This is a genomic window from Synechococcus sp. CBW1006, from assembly GCF_015840525.1.
In the GTDB taxonomy this organism is placed as follows: Bacteria; Cyanobacteriota; Cyanobacteriia; order PCC-6307; family Cyanobiaceae; genus CBW1002.
In genome coordinates, this window is record NZ_CP060396.1 from 3,437,794 (window position 1) to 3,454,861 (window position 17,068).

Annotated in this window: 17 protein-coding genes and 1 pseudogene; 16 read left to right on the plus strand and 2 right to left on the minus strand. The window is 55.2% G+C overall.

The features are described from left to right. The first annotated feature begins 3 nt into the window (after nt 1–3). Both H8F26_RS16990 and H8F26_RS16995 read left to right on the plus strand, forming a co-directional pair. On the plus strand, nt 4–1,605 hold the full coding sequence (locus tag H8F26_RS16990) for a vanadium-dependent haloperoxidase (protein ID WP_197155943.1): 1,602 nt from the start codon (nt 4–6) through the stop codon (nt 1,603–1,605). A gap of 373 nt (nt 1,606–1,978) precedes the next feature. Next, a pseudogene (locus H8F26_RS16995) lies at nt 1,979–2,326 on the plus strand (transposase); the annotation flags it as partial. Nucleotides 2,327–2,598: 272 nt separating this feature from the next. On the opposite strand, the gene H8F26_RS17000 reads toward H8F26_RS16995, so the two are convergent. Then, nucleotides 2,599–3,501: an IS256 family transposase gene (locus tag H8F26_RS17000; RefSeq protein WP_231605316.1), complete on the minus strand. Its 903-nt coding sequence runs from the start codon at nt 3,499–3,501 to the stop codon at nt 2,599–2,601. A 142-nt stretch (nt 3,502–3,643) separates the two neighbouring features. On the opposite strand from H8F26_RS17000, the gene H8F26_RS17005 reads away from it, so the two are divergent. Beyond that, complete coding sequence (locus tag H8F26_RS17005; protein ID WP_197155761.1) at nt 3,644–5,194, plus strand: IS5 family transposase; 1,551 nt, start codon at nt 3,644–3,646, stop codon at nt 5,192–5,194. Here the strand turns inward: H8F26_RS17005 and H8F26_RS17010 are convergent. After that, nucleotides 5,128–5,625 carry a transposase gene (locus H8F26_RS17010; RefSeq protein WP_370594643.1) on the minus strand — a complete coding sequence of 166 codons (498 nt, stop codon included), beginning with the start codon at nt 5,623–5,625 and terminating at the stop codon, nt 5,128–5,130. The genes H8F26_RS17005 and H8F26_RS17010 overlap by 67 nt on opposite strands. 187 nt (nt 5,626–5,812) lie before the next feature. Between H8F26_RS17010 and H8F26_RS17015 the strand changes: the two genes are divergently transcribed. The 13 genes from H8F26_RS17015 (at nt 5,813) to H8F26_RS17075 (ending at nt 17,010) form a co-directional block, all read left to right on the plus strand. Continuing rightward, nucleotides 5,813–6,049, plus strand: a complete 237-nt coding sequence (locus tag H8F26_RS17015; protein WP_231605317.1) for a hypothetical protein — start codon at nt 5,813–5,815, stop codon at nt 6,047–6,049. Between the two features lie 380 nt (nt 6,050–6,429). Beyond that, nucleotides 6,430–6,948, plus strand: coding sequence for a phycocyanin subunit beta (locus H8F26_RS17020; RefSeq protein WP_197155949.1), 519 nt, complete (start codon nt 6,430–6,432; stop codon nt 6,946–6,948). A gap of 42 nt (nt 6,949–6,990) precedes the next feature. Next, the gene (cpcA, locus tag H8F26_RS17025) at nt 6,991–7,482 is read left to right on the plus strand and encodes a phycocyanin subunit alpha (protein WP_197155951.1); all 492 of its coding nucleotides are present in this window, start codon (nt 6,991–6,993) and stop codon (nt 7,480–7,482) included. A 479-nt stretch (nt 7,483–7,961) separates the two neighbouring features. Then, nucleotides 7,962–8,720, plus strand: a complete 759-nt coding sequence (locus H8F26_RS17030) for a phycobilisome rod-core linker polypeptide (RefSeq protein WP_197155953.1) — start codon at nt 7,962–7,964, stop codon at nt 8,718–8,720. A 165-nt stretch (nt 8,721–8,885) separates the two neighbouring features. Next, on the plus strand, nt 8,886–9,350 hold the full coding sequence (locus H8F26_RS17035) for a hypothetical protein (protein WP_197155954.1): 465 nt from the start codon (nt 8,886–8,888) through the stop codon (nt 9,348–9,350). A gap of 31 nt (nt 9,351–9,381) precedes the next feature. Then, nucleotides 9,382–9,981 carry a phycobilisome polypeptide gene (locus H8F26_RS17040; protein ID WP_197155956.1) on the plus strand — a complete coding sequence of 200 codons (600 nt, stop codon included), beginning with the start codon at nt 9,382–9,384 and terminating at the stop codon, nt 9,979–9,981. A gap of 160 nt (nt 9,982–10,141) precedes the next feature. Beyond that, entirely contained in the window at nt 10,142–10,837 is a 696-nt protein-coding gene (locus H8F26_RS17045) for a pentapeptide repeat-containing protein (RefSeq protein ID WP_370594644.1), read from the plus strand. A 24-nt stretch (nt 10,838–10,861) separates the two neighbouring features. Next, nucleotides 10,862–12,061 carry a ferrochelatase gene (gene hemH, locus H8F26_RS17050; RefSeq protein ID WP_197155959.1) on the plus strand — a complete coding sequence of 400 codons (1,200 nt, stop codon included), beginning with the start codon at nt 10,862–10,864 and terminating at the stop codon, nt 12,059–12,061. A 209-nt stretch (nt 12,062–12,270) separates the two neighbouring features. Continuing rightward, nucleotides 12,271–13,146 (plus strand): phycobilisome linker polypeptide, encoded by an 876-nt coding sequence (locus tag H8F26_RS17055; protein ID WP_197155962.1) that lies wholly within the window; start codon nt 12,271–12,273, stop codon nt 13,144–13,146. Between the two features lie 108 nt (nt 13,147–13,254). Next, complete coding sequence (locus H8F26_RS17060; protein ID WP_197155965.1) at nt 13,255–14,781, plus strand: phycobilisome rod-core linker polypeptide; 1,527 nt, start codon at nt 13,255–13,257, stop codon at nt 14,779–14,781. Nucleotides 14,782–14,840: 59 nt separating this feature from the next. Then, the gene (locus H8F26_RS17065; protein WP_197155967.1) at nt 14,841–15,587 is read left to right on the plus strand and encodes a phycobilisome rod-core linker polypeptide; all 747 of its coding nucleotides are present in this window, start codon (nt 14,841–14,843) and stop codon (nt 15,585–15,587) included. 265 nt (nt 15,588–15,852) lie between these two features. Continuing rightward, nucleotides 15,853–16,386, plus strand: coding sequence for a phycobiliprotein lyase (locus tag H8F26_RS17070; protein ID WP_197155970.1), 534 nt, complete (start codon nt 15,853–15,855; stop codon nt 16,384–16,386). Nucleotides 16,387–16,389: 3 nt separating this feature from the next. After that, a complete protein-coding gene (locus tag H8F26_RS17075; RefSeq protein ID WP_197155971.1) occupies nt 16,390–17,010 on the plus strand; it encodes a chromophore lyase CpcT/CpeT in 621 nt (206 codons plus the stop codon). The last annotated feature ends 58 nt before the right edge of the window (nt 17,011–17,068 follow it).

The following is a 17,068-nucleotide window of genomic DNA, read 5'->3' on the forward strand; positions in this document are numbered from 1 at the left end:
ACTGTGTCGAACTCAGAAAGGCGCGCCCTGGACGCGATAGAAGTCTCGACACCAATCCTGCAGCGGGTTGATCTCGACTCCCCTACCCTTAACACCGAAACAGTAAGCACAGATGGCAATACGACTGTCATCTTCGAACTCGCACATCTAGCGACCGAAGCGGTTGCATCGAAGACCGTCAAGATAGACGGCCTCATCGGACCGACAATTGCGGCACGTTTCTATGCAGCAGCAGGCTCGGCATTTTACGAAGCTGATCAACTTTTTGACCCCAATAGCTTCACAAGCCTAGGATCGAAGAAGTCGGACCGACTACTTGAGCGTCAAGTCATAAAATTCACCAAAGATCTAAGCGATGAACTCCGTGAAAAGTTCATAGACAATGTAACTGCCTACGCAGCCGGCGCAACGATGCTTGCGCAAGCTCCCGACTCAGCGCCGCTGATTGAGCTATCACTGCCAAGTATTTTAAAATCGATTCCATCCAAGTTAGATGCGAAGGCACGCAAGCTTGGCAATAAGATTGCAGTCCGTGTCAATGATTTTTATGCCAACGACGGCTCTACTGATTCTGTCAATTACGAGTCCGTGAATGGCGGGCCGACAGAGATTCGGATCATAGATCGCTGGAGCCCCGAGTACCGTGTAGGGGGAGATCCATCCAGTGGCTTGCAAACATTCTTGACGCCGCAGTGGGGAGATGTACGTCAGATTCTTGGCGGGAAAAAGCTGGATACTCTCAAGGATAGCGTTTCACGACCCGAGCCTTTCTTACTTGTTGATGGTGCTTCATATGACTTGGCCAATGGGACAATAACTTATGATGGACAAACCCAGCCCATTACCACTGAGCTCATAGGTACACTGATCAACCCCAGGTTCATCGCTCAGGCTCAGCGCGTTGTCGACGCCAGCGCAAATCTCACGCCAGAAGAGAAGCTGATTGCAGAGTTCTGGGAGGATGGAGCAGGAACAGGCTTCCCGCCTGGTACATGGATGGAATTCGGCAGATTTGCATCAGAGCTAAACGATAACAATCGAAGCGAAGACGCACGTCTCTTCTTTGCTATCGGACAAGCCCTTCATTCAGCTGGGGTGGCCGCCTGGGGCTTAAAGACAGAAACTGATTATGGTCGGCCTCAATCAGCGATCACAGAACTCAGTCGTCTTGGCCTGCTACGCGACGAGGATTTGCTGGCTCCTGGAATTCAAGTCTTTGCCTACTCTAGAGAGACACAGCAGCGAGAGCTTATCAATGGCGTCGACTGGGAGACGTATCAGACACTTGGAGCAGGATACTCTCCGCCTTTTGCCGAATTTGTATCTGGGCACAGTACGTTTTCCTCTGCCGCTGGCAAGATTATCGATCTTATCACTGGCAACGCATATTTTGGCGCCTCTGTAACCACAACATCACTAATTGAGAAGTCAAAGAATATCCCGATTACACTGTCATGGGCTACATGGCAAGACGCCTGGCTGGAATCAGGGATTTCTCGTATTTATGGTGGCATTCATTTTGACGACGCAAACCAGGGTGGGCTCCTGCTTGGGCAGCAGATAGGCGAAGCTGTATTCAATCAGATCTCTGATCTCTGGTCGTAAATACCGCCGCTACCGGATGCTTTAGAATTGACACTTACAACGTCTCCGAAAGAATCAAGATGCCTCCATGGTTTAGCCAAAAGCATGATCGTGAGCTCAGTTATATACGGTCCATAGCCAGTTGAGGCGAACTGGCCATTCTGAACAGGCCCCCTCGTCAACCTCTGAGGCAGGAACTTTCTCCTGAACAGAGTTATTCGCTGCTGGTGTGATCCAAGTGTCACTATCTCTCGAAGCCTGATACCACAAGACTTCTTGGGGACTCCTGAACAATCCAGATCCATTGCGCCGCAGCTGGTCTCAAGCATGAGAAACCGCTAAAGTAGCCGTGAATCAGGCAATCCGTGATTGCCTTTACTCCTGATCGCTCAATATGTACCGGAGGCACAATAACGGTCAGATCTCAATCAAGGAGTTCCACCTGCCATTTGGCGGCACACTTGATCCCGAGAATCGCTGGGTTCAACTGGAGGGGCTGATCCCATGGGGTGAGCTGGAAGAAACCTATGCCCCTCAATTCAGCGCCACAATTGGCGCTCCAGCCAAATCAGTGAGAATGGCCTTTGGTGCTCTCTACATCAAACAGAAGTTAGGGCTCACCGACGAAGAGACAGTCCATCAGATCAGAGAGAACGCCTATATTCAGTTCTTTCTCGGCTTTGCGGGCTACACAGCCAAGGCACCGTTTGATGCCTCGATGATGGTGCACTTTCGCAAGCGTTTTGGCCGCGTCCCTTTGCGTGGTGTAAAACCCGAGGCCCGAATGCCCTGACTCAGAGGGTGAACAGGGTGGAATGACGGGCTGTCATTCCTGAGGCGCAGATGCACCTCGTTTTTCCACGATGAAATGAGGCGATTGACTTGTCAAGTCTCTCGTCTGATCGCGGCTGTGTTGTGAGCGGCAGGGGTCTTCTATGCAGCCCAGGGGTTACAGCGCCGGCCCCCGGGCGGCGATTGAGGCCGCTGCGCCCTGTGGGGGCGCTGCCACCTCAATCACCTGGGGCCTGCGTCTTGCACCTCTGCGGCGGCGGCGCTGAGCAGGGCCGGCAGATCCTCCAGCTCCGGGATGGCGGCCATGCTCTCGGCTGAGAACATGCGGCGTCCCTCCAGCTGCCAGTGCTCGTGCTGCTCCAGCAATACCGCGCCCACCAGGCGGGTGATCGACGCGTCGTTAGGGAAGATGCCGACCACCCTGGTGCGGCGCTTGATCTCCTCGTTGACCCGCTCCAGCAGGTTGGTGCTCCAGACCTTCTTCCAGTGAGGCTGCGGGAAGTGACGGAAGGCCAGCACGTCCTCTCTGGCCTCGTTCATGAGCTCGGTGGCCTTGGGGAAGCGCTCCGCCAGCGAGGCGGCCAGGTCATCCCAGCGGCTGAGGATCTCTCCGGCATCCTCCTGAGCGAACACCGAGCGCAGGGCGGCGGTGACCATGCCCTGGTGGGCTTTGGGGACGCGCTGGAGAAGGTTGCGGGCGAAGTGGACGCGGCAGCGCTGCCACACACAGCCCTGCAGCTGGCGCCTGATGGCCTTGGTGAGGCCCACGTGGGCGTCGCTGATCACCAGCTTGACGCCAGTGAGGCCGCGCTCCTTGAGCGAGGCAATGAACTCGCTCCAGAAGCCCTCGGTTTCGCTGTCTGTCACCTTGAGACCCAGCAACTCCCGGCGGCCGTCCGCGTTCACCCCCATGGCGACGACGACAGCCCGTGAGCAGACCTGCAGGGCCTTGCCCAGCCTGCCCTTGAGGTAGGTGGCATCCAGGTAGACGTAGGCGTAGCCGGACTCCTGCAGGGGCCGGCTCAGGAACGCCTGCACCTGCTGGTCGATCTCCTGGCAGATGCGACTGACCTGGGATTTGGAGATACCGCTCTGGGATCCCAGGGCGGCGACCAGGGCATCCACCTTGCGGGTGGAGACCCCACAGATGTAGGGTCTCCTGAAAAATCCAGATCCATTGCGCCGCAGCTGGTCTCAAGCATGAGAAACCGCTAAAGTAGCCGTGAATCAGGCAATCCGTGATTGCCTTTACTCCTGATCGCTCAATATGTACCGGAGGCACAATAACGGTCAGATCTCAATCAAGGAGTTCCACCTGCCATTTGGCGGCACACTTGATCCCGAGAATCGCTGGGTTCAACTGGAGGGGCTGATCCCATGGGATGAGCTGGAAGAAACCTATGCCCCTCAATTCAGCGCCACAATTGGCGCTCCAGCCAAATCAGTGAGAATGGCCTTTGGTGCTCTCTACATCAAACAGAAGTTAGGGCTCACCGACGAAGAGACAGTCCATCAGATCAGAGAGAACGCCTATATTCAGTTCTTTCTCGGCTTTGCGGGCTACACAGCTAAGGCACCGTTTGATGCCTCGATGATGGTGCACTTTCGCAAGCGTTTTTCTGACGAGGATCTGCGCCGTATCAACGAGCTGGTGGTGCAGCGCGGCAAAGAGATCCTTCTGGAAGCACTTGCTCAGGCAGCAGACGATGACGACCATGATGATCGTGATTCCAGTGGAGGAGGCGCTCAGCTAGAACTTGATGCGTTGATCAAGCCTGCTGACTGGCCAGAAGGAAAGAATTGGGGCACTCTCACGATTGATGCCAGTTGCACTCCAGCCGACATCACCTATCCCAGAGACCTCAAGCTCCTCAACGAGGCTCGCACAACGACCGAGCGAGTCATTGATGATCTGTGCAGTCAGTCATCGGGATTCAGGAGACATCGACCTCGCTACGACCGTGGCCTTGCTCGTGCTCATTTCCTGAGAGTGGCGAAGCAAAAACGACCACGTCGCCGCAAAGTGAAGGCTGCCATTAAACATCAGCTTGGCTATGTGCGGCAGAATCTCAAGGCCATTGATGCTCTGATCGGCTGCGGGGCAAGGCTTTCCGAGCTTAAGAGGCATTGGTGGCAGAAGTTGTTGGCCTGCAGCGAGTTGGAGCGGCAACAGGGCCTTCTGCTCGCCTCTCAGACCAACAGCATTCCAGACCGCCTGGTGAATCTTGTGCAGACCCATATCCGCCCAATGGTGCGAGGCAAAGCACGTGCTGCGGTGGAGTTTGGAGCCAAAATCAGTGTTTCGGTTCAAAACGGCTTTCCGTTCTTGCACCGCATAAGCTGGAACCCCTACAACGAAGGAGAAGACCTTATCGCTCAGGCGGAAAAATACAAGCTGGATACAGGATCTTACCCAGAGCGAATCTGCGCCGACCGGATTTATATCACGGCCAAGAATAGGCATTTCTGCACGAGGAACGGTATTCGCCTCTCCGGCAAGCGATTGGGTCGCCCGCCCAAGGATCCTGATGTCACCACTGCACACAAGCACCAGCTCCGATCTGATCAAGCTCGACGCAATGAAGTGGAAGGCGTCTTTGGCTCTGGAAAGCGCAAGTATTCCCTGGATCTGATCATGGCTCGTCTACCAGCTGGTGCCGAATCCTCCATCTCGATGGCCTTTGTCGTGATGTGCGCGGAAAAGGTCTTGAGGCTGCTGCGCCTCTTTTTTGTCCTTCTTTTTGGGTGGATCTACAGCTTTTTTATGGCCTGGTCAGCGATCAGAGCGCCTGAGGGCATCTGCAAGCCATGCTTTTGAGATCTGGCCGACTTGATGTCACCGCGCTTGCCAGCCTGATTAACGCGAAGCAAACGGACGAATCCGGCGCCGATGGGCCGAGAATCTTTTTCAGGAGTCCCGATGTAGGCCTCCATGATCACGCCGTAGAGGGCCTGCTCCACCCGGCGACGGGGCTCGAGGATCGAGGGCAGGAAGCTGCCAGCCCGCAGTTTGGGGATCAGCAGGTCGATGTCGCCTACCTGGGTGGTCAGACTGCGGGGCCGGTAACCGTTGCGATAGCCGAGCCGCTCCTCGGTGCGCTCGTGGCGGTCGGCACCCAGCACGGCGGCAACCTCCAGCTCGATCAGCTGCTGCAGGCCGTGGCGGGCCAGCTCCGGGATCAGCTCGCCGGCACTGCTGCCATCCAGTAGCGGCGCCAGGTCAACTGCGGCACGATGGGTCTTGGGCATGGTTCGTCTGGTTGAGGTGGTTCTCGAACCAGGGAAACGGGCCTGCCCACCCCTTGCAACGCCAGGCGTCTGAGGTGTGCTCGCTCAGCCCCGGCTACGCCGGGGCTGAGGCCCAGGGGATTTACACCACTGCTGGGGACGCCAGCAGCGTTTTTCTGACGAGGATCTGCGCCGTATCAACGAGCTGGTGGTGCAGCGCGGCAAAGAGATCCTTCTAGAAGCACTTGCTCAGGCAGCAGACGATGACGACCATGATGATCGTGATTCCAGTGGAGGAGGCGCTCAGCTAGAACTTGATGCGTTGATCAAGCCTGCTGACTGGCCAGAAGGAAAGAATTGGGGCACTCTCACGATTGATGCCATGCGAACTGGAGCCGCTGCCCCTGGACTGGAAGCTGGGCAACTGGCAAGTTCACTGATGTGACAGGCGGTTAGCAGAGGGAAAATCACGACCTAGGACCCCTCGACTGCTGTTCAAGGGGCAACACAAATGTCTTGGACCAGCGGCACAAAGGGGCTCCACGGGTTCGCAACCAGAGGCAAACACCCAAGAAGGCCTGCGCGGCAACGCTTTATCCAGGGATGACCATTTGTGAATCATCGGCCAAACCGAAGGCCCAAGGGACAAAAATACCTAGGTCCAGCCGAGGTCCTTCTGGGCGTCGCTCGGCGTAGCCGGCTAACCGGTTCTGCCGGTCTTCACCAGACTCCAACACCTGGAAGGTGAGGTCCCTTATGGCGCCTTCACCGTGTTGAATACACAACTCCCGACCCAAACCCGTCGAGAACAGGAGCTTTTTTTACATGTTCGACGCCTTCACCAAGGTCGTTGCTCAGGCTGATGCCCGCGGCGAATTCATCAATGCTGGTCAGATCGACGCCCTTGCGGCGATGGTGGCCGACAGCAACAAGCGCATGGATGCAGTCAACCGGATCACATCCAATGCATCCAAGATCGTGACCAACGCTGCTCGCGAACTCTTCGCTCAGCAGCCAAGCCTGATTGCCCCAGGTGGGAATGCCTACACCAGCCGTCGCATGGCCGCCTGCCTGCGCGACATGGAGATCATCCTCCGATACATCTCCTACGCCATTTTCGCCGGCGACGCTTCTGTGCTGGAAGATCGCTGCCTCAACGGGCTTCGTGAAACCTATTTGGCCCTTGGCACCCCTGGAGCATCAGTTGCTGAGGGTGTTCGCAAGATGAAGGAAGCTGCGGTTGCCACGGTCAATGACCGCACCGGCATCACCTCTGGTAACTGCACCGCCCTCGTCTCCGAGATCGGTACTTACTTCGATCGCGCCGCCGCCGCTGTCGGCTGATCAACATCCCGATCAGGTTTCCATTCATCCGCCCCCTCAACCATGTCAAAGACTCCCCTAACCGAAGCCGTTTCCTCAGCTGACTCTCAAGGACGCTTCTTGAGCAACACCGAAATCAACGCAGCATTTGGACGTTTCACACGGGCCAAGGTAGCCCTTGAAGCAGCCAAGGCCTTGACTTCGAAAGCTGACAACTTGGTCAATGGTGCTGCTCAAGCAGTCTACAGCAAGTTTCCTTACACAATCCAGATGCAAGGGGCCAATTACGCAGCCGACCAACGTGGCAAAGACAAGTGCGCTCGTGACATCGGTTACTACCTCCGAATGGTCACTTACTGCCTTGTGGCTGGCGGAACTGGCCCAATGGATGAATACTTGATTGCTGGTATCGATGAGATCAACCGGTCGTTTGAGCTCTCCCCGTCCTGGTACGTGGAAGCACTGAGTTACATTAAGTCCAACCACGGACTTAGCGGGGAAGCGGCAACCGAGGCCAACAACTACATCGACTACGCCATCAACGCGTTGGTTTGACCTCGTTCTAGCCCCCTGGCTCAACACCGGATTACTACCATAGCGCAAAGGGCTCCAGTCGGAGCCCTTTTTTATGCCTGCTACTGGCTGACAATGCCACCAACAGATGTTAGGGAATGCGTCAGAACCAACGCCGCTCTGCATGGGCAGGGGGCCTCTACCAGCTCAATCGACTCCTGCGCCGAATACAACCAAGACTGAGCACCAGTAACGAAAGATTGGATCCTCCAAGTAAACAAAGTCTGCCTCGCCGTCGATCGACGGGGCACTCGATGCTGCCACTACCCCCATAGCGGCAAAGGCCTGCTCAGCAACTTGCTTCTGGATGCACCCAGGCGCCGGCTCCCTCGAGTCGCAGCCACAGGCAAGGGGAGTGTCCGCTGACCAGATCAACAGAAGTGAAGCTTGATGTACATGCATCCTGACGAGATCTGATGCAGCATAAAGGCGTTGGATAATTCAACAGATTGTATTCGCCCATGGCCCTCCCGCTTCTTGCTACACAGCTGCTTACCATGAATGCACGGGTGAACAGCTTCCTTGTGCCCGGCGGACAGGACAGCCGTGAGTTACAGTCCGAAGCTGGTGGGCTCAGCGGCAACAGCAACTTTGAGAGCCAGATTGCACAGGCCTACCAACAGATCTTCTTTCACGCTTTCAAGGTCGATCGTGATCCAGCGCTTGAGTCGCAGCTGCGAAACGGTCAGATCACGATGCGGGATTTCGTGCGTGGTCTGCTGCTGTCTCGCAAATTCCGGGACGATTTCTACCGCTGCAACAACAACTACCGCATGGTTGAGCAGGTGGTGAACCGGGTCCTAGGCCGTCCTGTACACGGCAATCGTGAACGGCTCGCCTACTCCATCCTGATCGCCCAGCAGGGTCTGGGTGCGTTTATTAATACACTACTGGATTCAGAAGAATACATGGATACATTTGGATACAATGCTGTTCCCTGCCAGAGGTCACGCACATTGCCGGGCCAAGTCTTGGGCACCATGCCCTTCAACCAGCAGGCCCCACGCTACGACAGTGCCTGGAGGGACAAAGCCGCCATGCGAGCTCCCGCCAAGCAGGACTGGCAGAATGCGATCACCAAACGACCGGCCTGGCTCGCCAACGCCCCAGCACCGTGGGCTCGCAAGCTCTGGCAGAACACCGTGGCGACCGGTGGTTTCGTGATCACGGGACTCGTGCTCTGGATCGCAGCTGCCATGCTGAGCACTGGAGTAAAATAGAAGTGAGTACAAAGCAGCCGGGTTACAGTCATCATCCTTTGAGCCATGGGTTCATGGTCAATCCAGCTACTGATGGGCTCAACTGATGGCCGAGGTGAAGGGTTATGCTGTCGTACTGCAGAAGGTGAGCCAGATTAAGATCTTCTCCCTGTAACGAGAACTGAGATGACCGATCCCCTTCGCCAGCTCAATGCTATTATCGGCGCCCATCAAGGCCAAGACGAGGTTGTCCCTGACGCCAGTCAGCCCGGATTCCGAATTTCCCTGAATCCTCAGAATCTTGAGCTATGGAGATTAGAGCATAAGCAAATTGCTGGTGAGGACACCAATCTCCTGTTGGCTTGCTTAAGTTCCACGGGGCCACTTGAAGATACCTCACTCGGCTGGGTCGTAGGAGCAGCAATTCGCCCTGCTTCTGTAAGGAGTCAAGATGATTGCAGGTTGCTTTTGCATGCTCTTGGCCTAAACTCTGGCTTGGTGAATTCTGTCCTCTTGAACTGTCCGGGTATTGCCGGAAAAGTTACCTGGGCACTTTACTTTGAGCGCCATGGCCACCTCGTCGCCACGCCCGTTCTCCATCAGGAGCAAGACTCAGGTGACACCACGCTTCAAGCCACTGCAAGCACCTAAGACCTGAAACAGCTGAACCCTGAATGATCCCATGGACGAAAGACTGAAACAGCTAAGAGCCGAGGCGCGCATACTCGGCTTGATGTACGATCAATCTCTGCCATCGTCAGTTCGTGAAAGAATTCAGCAAGCAGATACCGAAGCTCGGCCATTGAGCGGCCATGACTTGGGCGTCATCTGTAGTTTCACTGCTGTCAATGCTGATCATCTGCAGCGGCTTCAATCAAACACTCCACTGATCGTTGCCTCTGCCAAGAGTCGATTGCTTCTGGAAGATCCAGGCTTAATCCTGCCCGGCGGTGCACTATACCCTGAGGCAAGAGCGGAAGCGTGTTGGCGCGACTGCTGGCATTTTCTGAGAGTAACCATTTATGCCGTTGCGGCAGGTCGCCCAGCGTTCACCCATCTTCCCGGAGTAAAGGGCCTTGGTGTTTTGTATCGGGAACTAGCTGTGCCAATCAGCAGCATGGCGCTTGCGATAGGTTTTCTCAAGGCTGAGGCACTTTCAGACTATTCAACCTATTCGAGCCCAAGTGATGCATCCCTTTTAGGAGAGGCCCTTCTGCACCTTGAGCAGATGATCCAACAGTTGCAACAGATATCCAATTCAGCCACTGAGGCTCTCCTATGATCTTGTTAGTTCAATCACTTATAGCGCCGGTGTCTAAAGCCTGCCAACCGATTCAAACTACATTCCTGCTTTGGCCTGGAGCGCCATTGGATCGAAGCCCATGGCGATAAATGCAAACTAGATGCCAATATCCAAACGAAACAACAAATCTACAGATATCGTGACTTCACCTTCCCGCTTGGCTTCACTCTCCTTTTACAGCACCACCCCCGAACAGCAGAAACCTCCTGGCAATGTGCATGAAGGCGCATTTGACGCCAGGGGAGCCGACTGGCGCAACCTAACACTGGGTGAGATAGATCTTTCTAAAGCGCGATTATGCCGAGTAGATCTCAGAGGTGTTGACCTTCATGGCTGCCGACTTGAAGGCACGGATCTCCGACTGGCTCGCTATGACAGTCATACAATCTGGCCGAACGGCTTCGATTTCCGAAGCTGTGGGGCGATCGGCCCGCAGGCAAAGCTGAATGGGGCCTTTCTCAACAGTGCGGATCTTTCCGAGATGGATCTGGAAGAAGCATCGTTGATGGGCGCCTATCTCAGTGGAGCTGATCTCTCTGGTGCTTGCCTGCGTGGCGCGCGACTGGCTGGAGCAGATCTACGCCATGCCAGATTGAGAGGTGCTTTATGTGAGGAGACTCGATTCCTGAACTGCCAGCTTGACTATGTAGATTTCCGATGTGCAGATCTCAACAACGTTGAATTAAGCACCGCTGGCTGCATTCGCGGGGCAGACTTTTCAGATGCAATCTACCCCGATGCCCTTCGAACATCTCTGCTTGGCAGGGCCTTCCAGGAACTCGACTGCTGGAACCCACTGACACGCCGAACGACGCGCGAAAGCCTTCTTGGCTGAAGCCAATCTTGAATTACTGACGGTATGGAACCTTCTGCAACGAAACGAAAGCCCCGAGTCGGCGTGCTCCTGCTGAACCTTGGCGGACCGGAACGCATCCAGGACGTCGGGCCCTTTCTGTACAATCTGTTCTCCGATCCGGAGATCATCCGCCTGCCACTATCGGCACTGCAGAAGCCATTCGCCTGGCTGATCAGCAGCTTACGCAGCGGCAAGTCGCGGCAGGCCTACCGCTCAATCGGTGGCGGTTCGCCGTTGCGACGCATCACCGAGCAGCAGGCCCGAGAGCTACAGAGCAGCCTGCGACAGCATGGAGTGGATGCCAACAGCTACGTAGCCATGCGCTACTGGCATCCGTTCACCGAATCCGCGGTAGCAGACCTCAAGGCCGATGGAGTGGATGAAGTGGTTGTGCTGCCGCTCTACCCTCACTTCTCGATCAGCACCAGTGGCTCAAGCTTCCGCGAGCTGCAGCGCTTGCGCAACACCGATCCGGCCTTCAGCCGCCTGCCAATCCGCTGCATCCGTAGCTGGTATGACCATCCCGGCTACATCCAAGCGCTGGCTAGTTTGATCGCCCGCGAAATAGAAGCCTGTGGGGATCCGGCAGCCGCTCATGTGTTCTTCAGCGCCCATGGTGTGCCAAAGAGCTATGTGGAGGATGCCGGAGATCCCTATCAACTGGAGATCGTGGCCTGCAGCAAGCTGATCCTTCAGCGCCTGGAGCAGCAGCTGGGCCATACCAACCCCTTTACCCTCGCCTACCAGAGCCGTGTCGGTCCGGTGGAATGGCTCAAGCCATACACCGAAGATGCCCTGCAGGAATTGGGGGAGCAAGGAGTGAAAGATCTTGTGGTAGTGCCGATCAGCTTTGTCAGTGAGCATATCGAAACCCTCGAGGAAATCGACATGGAATACCGTGAACTCGCCACAGCAGCCGGCGTGAAGAACTTCCGTCGCGTACCGGCGCTGGACACGGATCCGGCGTTCATTGCCGCCCTGACCGACCTGGTGCAGCAGGCGATGGCTGAAACGGAAACCGATCTCGATCAAGCCGCTCAGCTGCCCACCAAGGTGAATCTCAACCCCCAGGACAAGTGGGGCTGGGGCTGGAACAACAGCTCCGAACTCTGGAACGGCCGGCTGGCGATGCTCGGCATTGCCGCCTTCCTGATGGAGGTGATCAGTCGGCACGGGCCACTGCATGGCCTAGGGCTGCTTTGAAAACTCCGGGATATCCACTGTGTTCGGCTGGTGCCCGTGCCTCATGGGAAACAGATTACCCAGTCACGATGGGCCTGCAGCAATGGGCTGTGTAGAACACCAGTTCCTCCAGCCAGCCAGAAAAGGAGAGAGTTGCGATTTGTGAAACTACTGCTAAATTTGCCCTAAATCATACCATGCTCAACGAGTAGTCTAAGGAAAGGTATCTCATGTCTTTCGGCCCCGCCTCGATCCTGGGCGTTGAACGATTCGACAGCGAAGGACCCCTCGAGCTGCTTCCTGGTGATAGCAGCGCGAACAAAGAGCAGCTGATTCAGGCCGCCTACCGCCAAGTGTTGGGTAACGCCTATGTGATGGAGAGCGAGCGCCAACTGGTTCCAGAGTCCCAGCTGAAGCTGGGTGAGATCAGCGTACGTGAGTTCATTCGCACCATCGCCAAGAGCGATCTCTATCGGGCTCGATTCTTCGATGCCTGCACACGCTACCGCTATATCGAACTGGCCTTCAGGCACCTGCTGGGCCGTGCACCTGCAGATTTTGAAGAGATGCGTGCCCACGCAGAGCGCCTCGATAGTCACGGCTATGACGCAGACATCGACAGCTTCATCGATTCAGACGAATACCAGAGCGCCTTCGGTGAGTGGACTATTCCCTTCCAGAGGGGTTGGAAGACGGAAAGCTGTCTCACCATGCAGGAGTTCACCTGGAGCTTCCAGTTGCTCAGGGGAGCCAGCAGCAGCAGCCTCAAGGGCAGTCTTGCCGGTAAGGCTTCGCGACTCGGTGGAAATGCCTATCTCAACCGAGCGGTTGCAGTGATTCCACCCTCCTCCGCCGACAGCCAGGGGTGGAGTTTCAGGCCATCTTCTAATCTCCAGGATGCTCAGACGCGCTTGGGAGTAGGCGCTGGAGCAGAAGGGCGCATTTATCGAGTGGATGTTACGGCGTATCGCGCCAATAACGTAAAACCGGTTTCTCGTTACAAGAAATCGAACCGAACCTACTTCGTACCCTTCAATCAGCTATCAACTAAGTATAAGCAGATTCATCGCGAAGGAGGAGTGATCGCCAGTATTGCCGCTATATGATTCTTCAATGATTGCCACTTGACTCAGAGAACGTCCAAACCTGTTTGGCGGCATAGTCGCTCGCTGCCCCAGCACACCCCAATCTCCTCCCCACCCCCGCCCCACGTCATGTGCAACCAATCCTTTGCCCTCAGCTTTGGCGCTACGTCTCTTCTTACCAATCCAGTTACCTATAAAGCTGGTGATGACGAATCCAGTCTGAGCCAAGTGATCAGCGCCTGCTACAGGCATGTTTTCGGCAACACCATGCCGATGGAAAGCGAGCGTCTCGAGTCTTCGGAATCACAGCTGAAACATGGAAACCTAACGGTCAGAGAGTTCGTTCGATCCCTCGCGAAGTCAACGTTCTACAGCTCACGCTTCTACGAAGCGGTAACGCCACATCGCTGCGTTGAACTGGCCATCAAACATCTACTTGGACGCCCGCCTATTGATGAGGCAGAAGTGAGCACCGAAGTGGCGAGAATAGCTCACGCCGGCTTTGACGCCAGCATTGATGCCCTCATTGATTCCGAGGAGTACGAAAACTCTTTTGGGGACCACACGGCCCCTTACATCCGCACTTGGAACAGCCCTGCAGGCTCGCCTCAATCCGCATTCAATAGAATCGCCGCCCTGGAGCAAAACTTTGCTGGCAGCGATTCCGCCATTGGCTCCATGAGTCAGCTTCTCGGCAGTCTGGCTAGGAATCAGCCAATCACGATTCGTGTACCGGCCCAGGTGTATCGAGCGCAAAGCTCTGGAGGCTTCGGCGGAACGGCCACAGGTCGTAGTGTGTATGCGCCTGTGCGTCGCAGCAGCAGCGATGGAGGAGATTCCATTCCGCTGCGTGGAGATCTGTATGTGGGTTTTGGGCTCGGTCAGCGCAGCCAGGAAATCTTCCAACGTGTCCCAGGAGACACACCCGATCAGATTCAGGGCTTGATCCGTGCTGCCTACCGCCAGGTGATGGGCAACCCCCATCTCATGGAAAGCGAACGGGTTCTCAGCGCCGAAAGCAAGTTTGCAGAGGGGTATCTCAGCACCCGTGAATTGGTGCGCGCAATTGCCTGTTCACCGGAATACAGGCGCCGTTTCTTCGAAAGCAATGCTCCCTATCGCTTCGTAGAACTCAACTTCAAGCATCTGCTCGGCCGCGCGCCTGCTTCCCAGGCCGAACTGAGTGAACACATCCAGCGACTGGCGATTCAAGGCTACGAAGCAGAAATCAGCAGCTACCTTGATGGCAGCGAATACCAACTGTGCTTTGGCGAATACACTGTTCCCTTCGCCCGCATTCAAACGGAGAATGGCCGCGACCAGATCGGGTTCAATCGTCACTTGGCGCTCGTGCAGGGCTACTCCAGTAGCGACACCGTTCAAAGCTCTTCCAGCCTTGTGACTTCGTTGGGTGCCAAGGCTCTGCCAAGCGGCTGGAGCACCACAACGGTGCGCCTGAACCGCCGCTCGGCCTTCAGCGGTTCGGTCGACCCCACCACAAAGCGCTATCGGATTGCCGTTCAGGCGCAACCCGCAGGCGGCCGCCAGCGCACACCAAACGCCAGTTACCTTGTCTCTGGTAAGGACATGACCACGCAATTGGCCTACATCCACCGTCGTGGTGGACGCATCATCTCAATCACTGAAGTTGCCTAAGACTGGCTATTCCTACTATTTCGTTCTCAGCACTCCATTCTCCCTTCGCTCTTTTCTCCATGACAAAGACCATTACTCTCGCCACTTCAACAGTGCATGACCCTGCCCATGCACAGGATGTGCTGCGGGCTGCCTACCGTCAGGTGTTTGGCAATGCACACTTGATGGAAGAGCAGCTCGTTCCGACTGCTGAAAGCCTATTCCTCGAGGGAGATCTCACAGTTCAGGGGCTAGTTTCTGCCCTTGCATCCTCAGACACTTATCGAAGTCTATTCCTCGAAAAGAATGGTCCCTATCGATTCGTTGAACTCAACTTCAAGCACCTGCTCGGCCGAGCACCACGCAACCAAACTGAACTGAGTGAGCATGTTCAGCGTCTTGCAGCTGAAGGGTATCAAGCCGAAATAGACAGTTACGTGTATTCCGCTGAGTACGCCGACGCCTTCGGTTTCGACAGCGTTCCGTACTCGCGTACCACCGTCACCACCACTGGTGAGAGCAATCTGACCTATGTCCGTTCCCTGAATCTCAGGGGTGATTTCGCAGCCTTTGATGGTGGCACACGCCCGATCCTGAAAGCAAGTCTTGCAACGGGATCGGCACCGACTTCGGCTGCTCGCGGTAACCGGGGTGCACATTCAAGCCGCAATCAGCGTCGCTACCGCATTAGTTGGAGCACATCGTCTCCAACAGGAGTGAACCGACGCGCTGTTCAAATCTCCGTTGTCCCCTTCAGCAGCCTCACCTCCACCCTACAGAGTGTGCAACGTCGTGGTGGTTCAATTCTGTCCGTGACAAATGGCTGATCGGAAGATTCTGCACTCCTAGTCTGGCTTGTGGTGGGACAGTCAACGATGTTTGATCTTTTGAGAAGCATTCTTGCACTTCCCACCACTGGCTGATCTCCTTGAACCATCATGCAATCCCAATCTGAGTCCGCACAGGTCCAATCCATAATGTCCAAGGCCAACTCGACTGTAGCGATGGATTTGATGATCAACAGCTTGGTCCACATGGTGCAGGCCGCCCGCCTAGAAACTGATAGGCTCCCACACCTAGAGCAATTGAGACATGAGCATTGAGCAGTTCGTTGCCCAATCAGAGGGCCAATGGCGCTCTATGCGTTCAGCACACTCTCTCGCATTCAGGCAATTTGAAGATGTTATCAGCAATATTATGATTGAGCGCTTACCAGCAGATAATCAAGAACTCGTTAACTTTCTGCTTTCAGTGCCGATCATTCCTGGAACAATCTCAAGCCCTTTTCAGATGACCTGGGAAGCAGAGTCAGACTGGGAACCCGATGATCCTACGGCAGTTTCCCAAGGCACCTGCTTCCTAGTTCCCATTCCTCAAACCAAGCGAACGGGCCTACTTATGCGGAGCAAAGGATATGCAGAATCGGAAGCAGTAATGTCATCTTACAGCTTTCTTGATGATGGCACATTTATCCTCAAGTCTGTCTATGGCCAATCGATAGCCGAGGAGCGCATCTGGTTTCTTTCTGAGCATGTACGTTGCCGATCATCTGTTCTTCGTACTTCAGAGGGGTCTGGCATACTGCAGACTTCCTTCAGCTCAGAAGTCAAAAGATTAGCAACTTGAGCAATGGATCCTTCTTCCGTACTATATTTTGCTCAAACACTCTCAGGCTGTTTCAGTAACCATCTACAGGCACGGGCGGAACCAACCAGATTTTCACATATTAATATTTTTTTCCGTCCGATTCGTTGGAGTATCCTTCGTGGGCCTTGGTTTTACTCTGAACAGAGTTATGATTATGATCCTTGGCGCCCATACCGTCAAGGAGTTCATCATTTGATCGCTGCTGACGATCATCTTCTGATGCTCAACTTTGGCCTTCGCAACGGAATTCGAACGGCTGGAGCAGGATCTCGGCCCGAACTATTGTCTGGCATCGTCGCCAGTGATCTGCTGCCCCGTCCAGGCTGCGCGATGGTCTTTCGGCAGAAGGAAGATGGTTCTTTCTTGGGTGAAGTGGAACCGGGCTGCAGATGCCTGATCCCTAGAGATGGTCAGCTCACCTATCTTGTCAGCGAAGTTAACTTTGGAGAGAATTTCTGGGTAAGTCAAGATCGTGGCTTTGACCCCAGCACACACGCCTATCTCTGGGGAGCTGAGCATGGCCCACTACGCTTTGTCCGATCACAACGCTTTGGCGACCATCTCGATGAAGCCTGGCTACAGGATGATCACGAGATTTGCTAAAGATTATGGACACAAAGAATCCTCATCAACAGCTAGAATACTGGATCCGTTCGCAGCA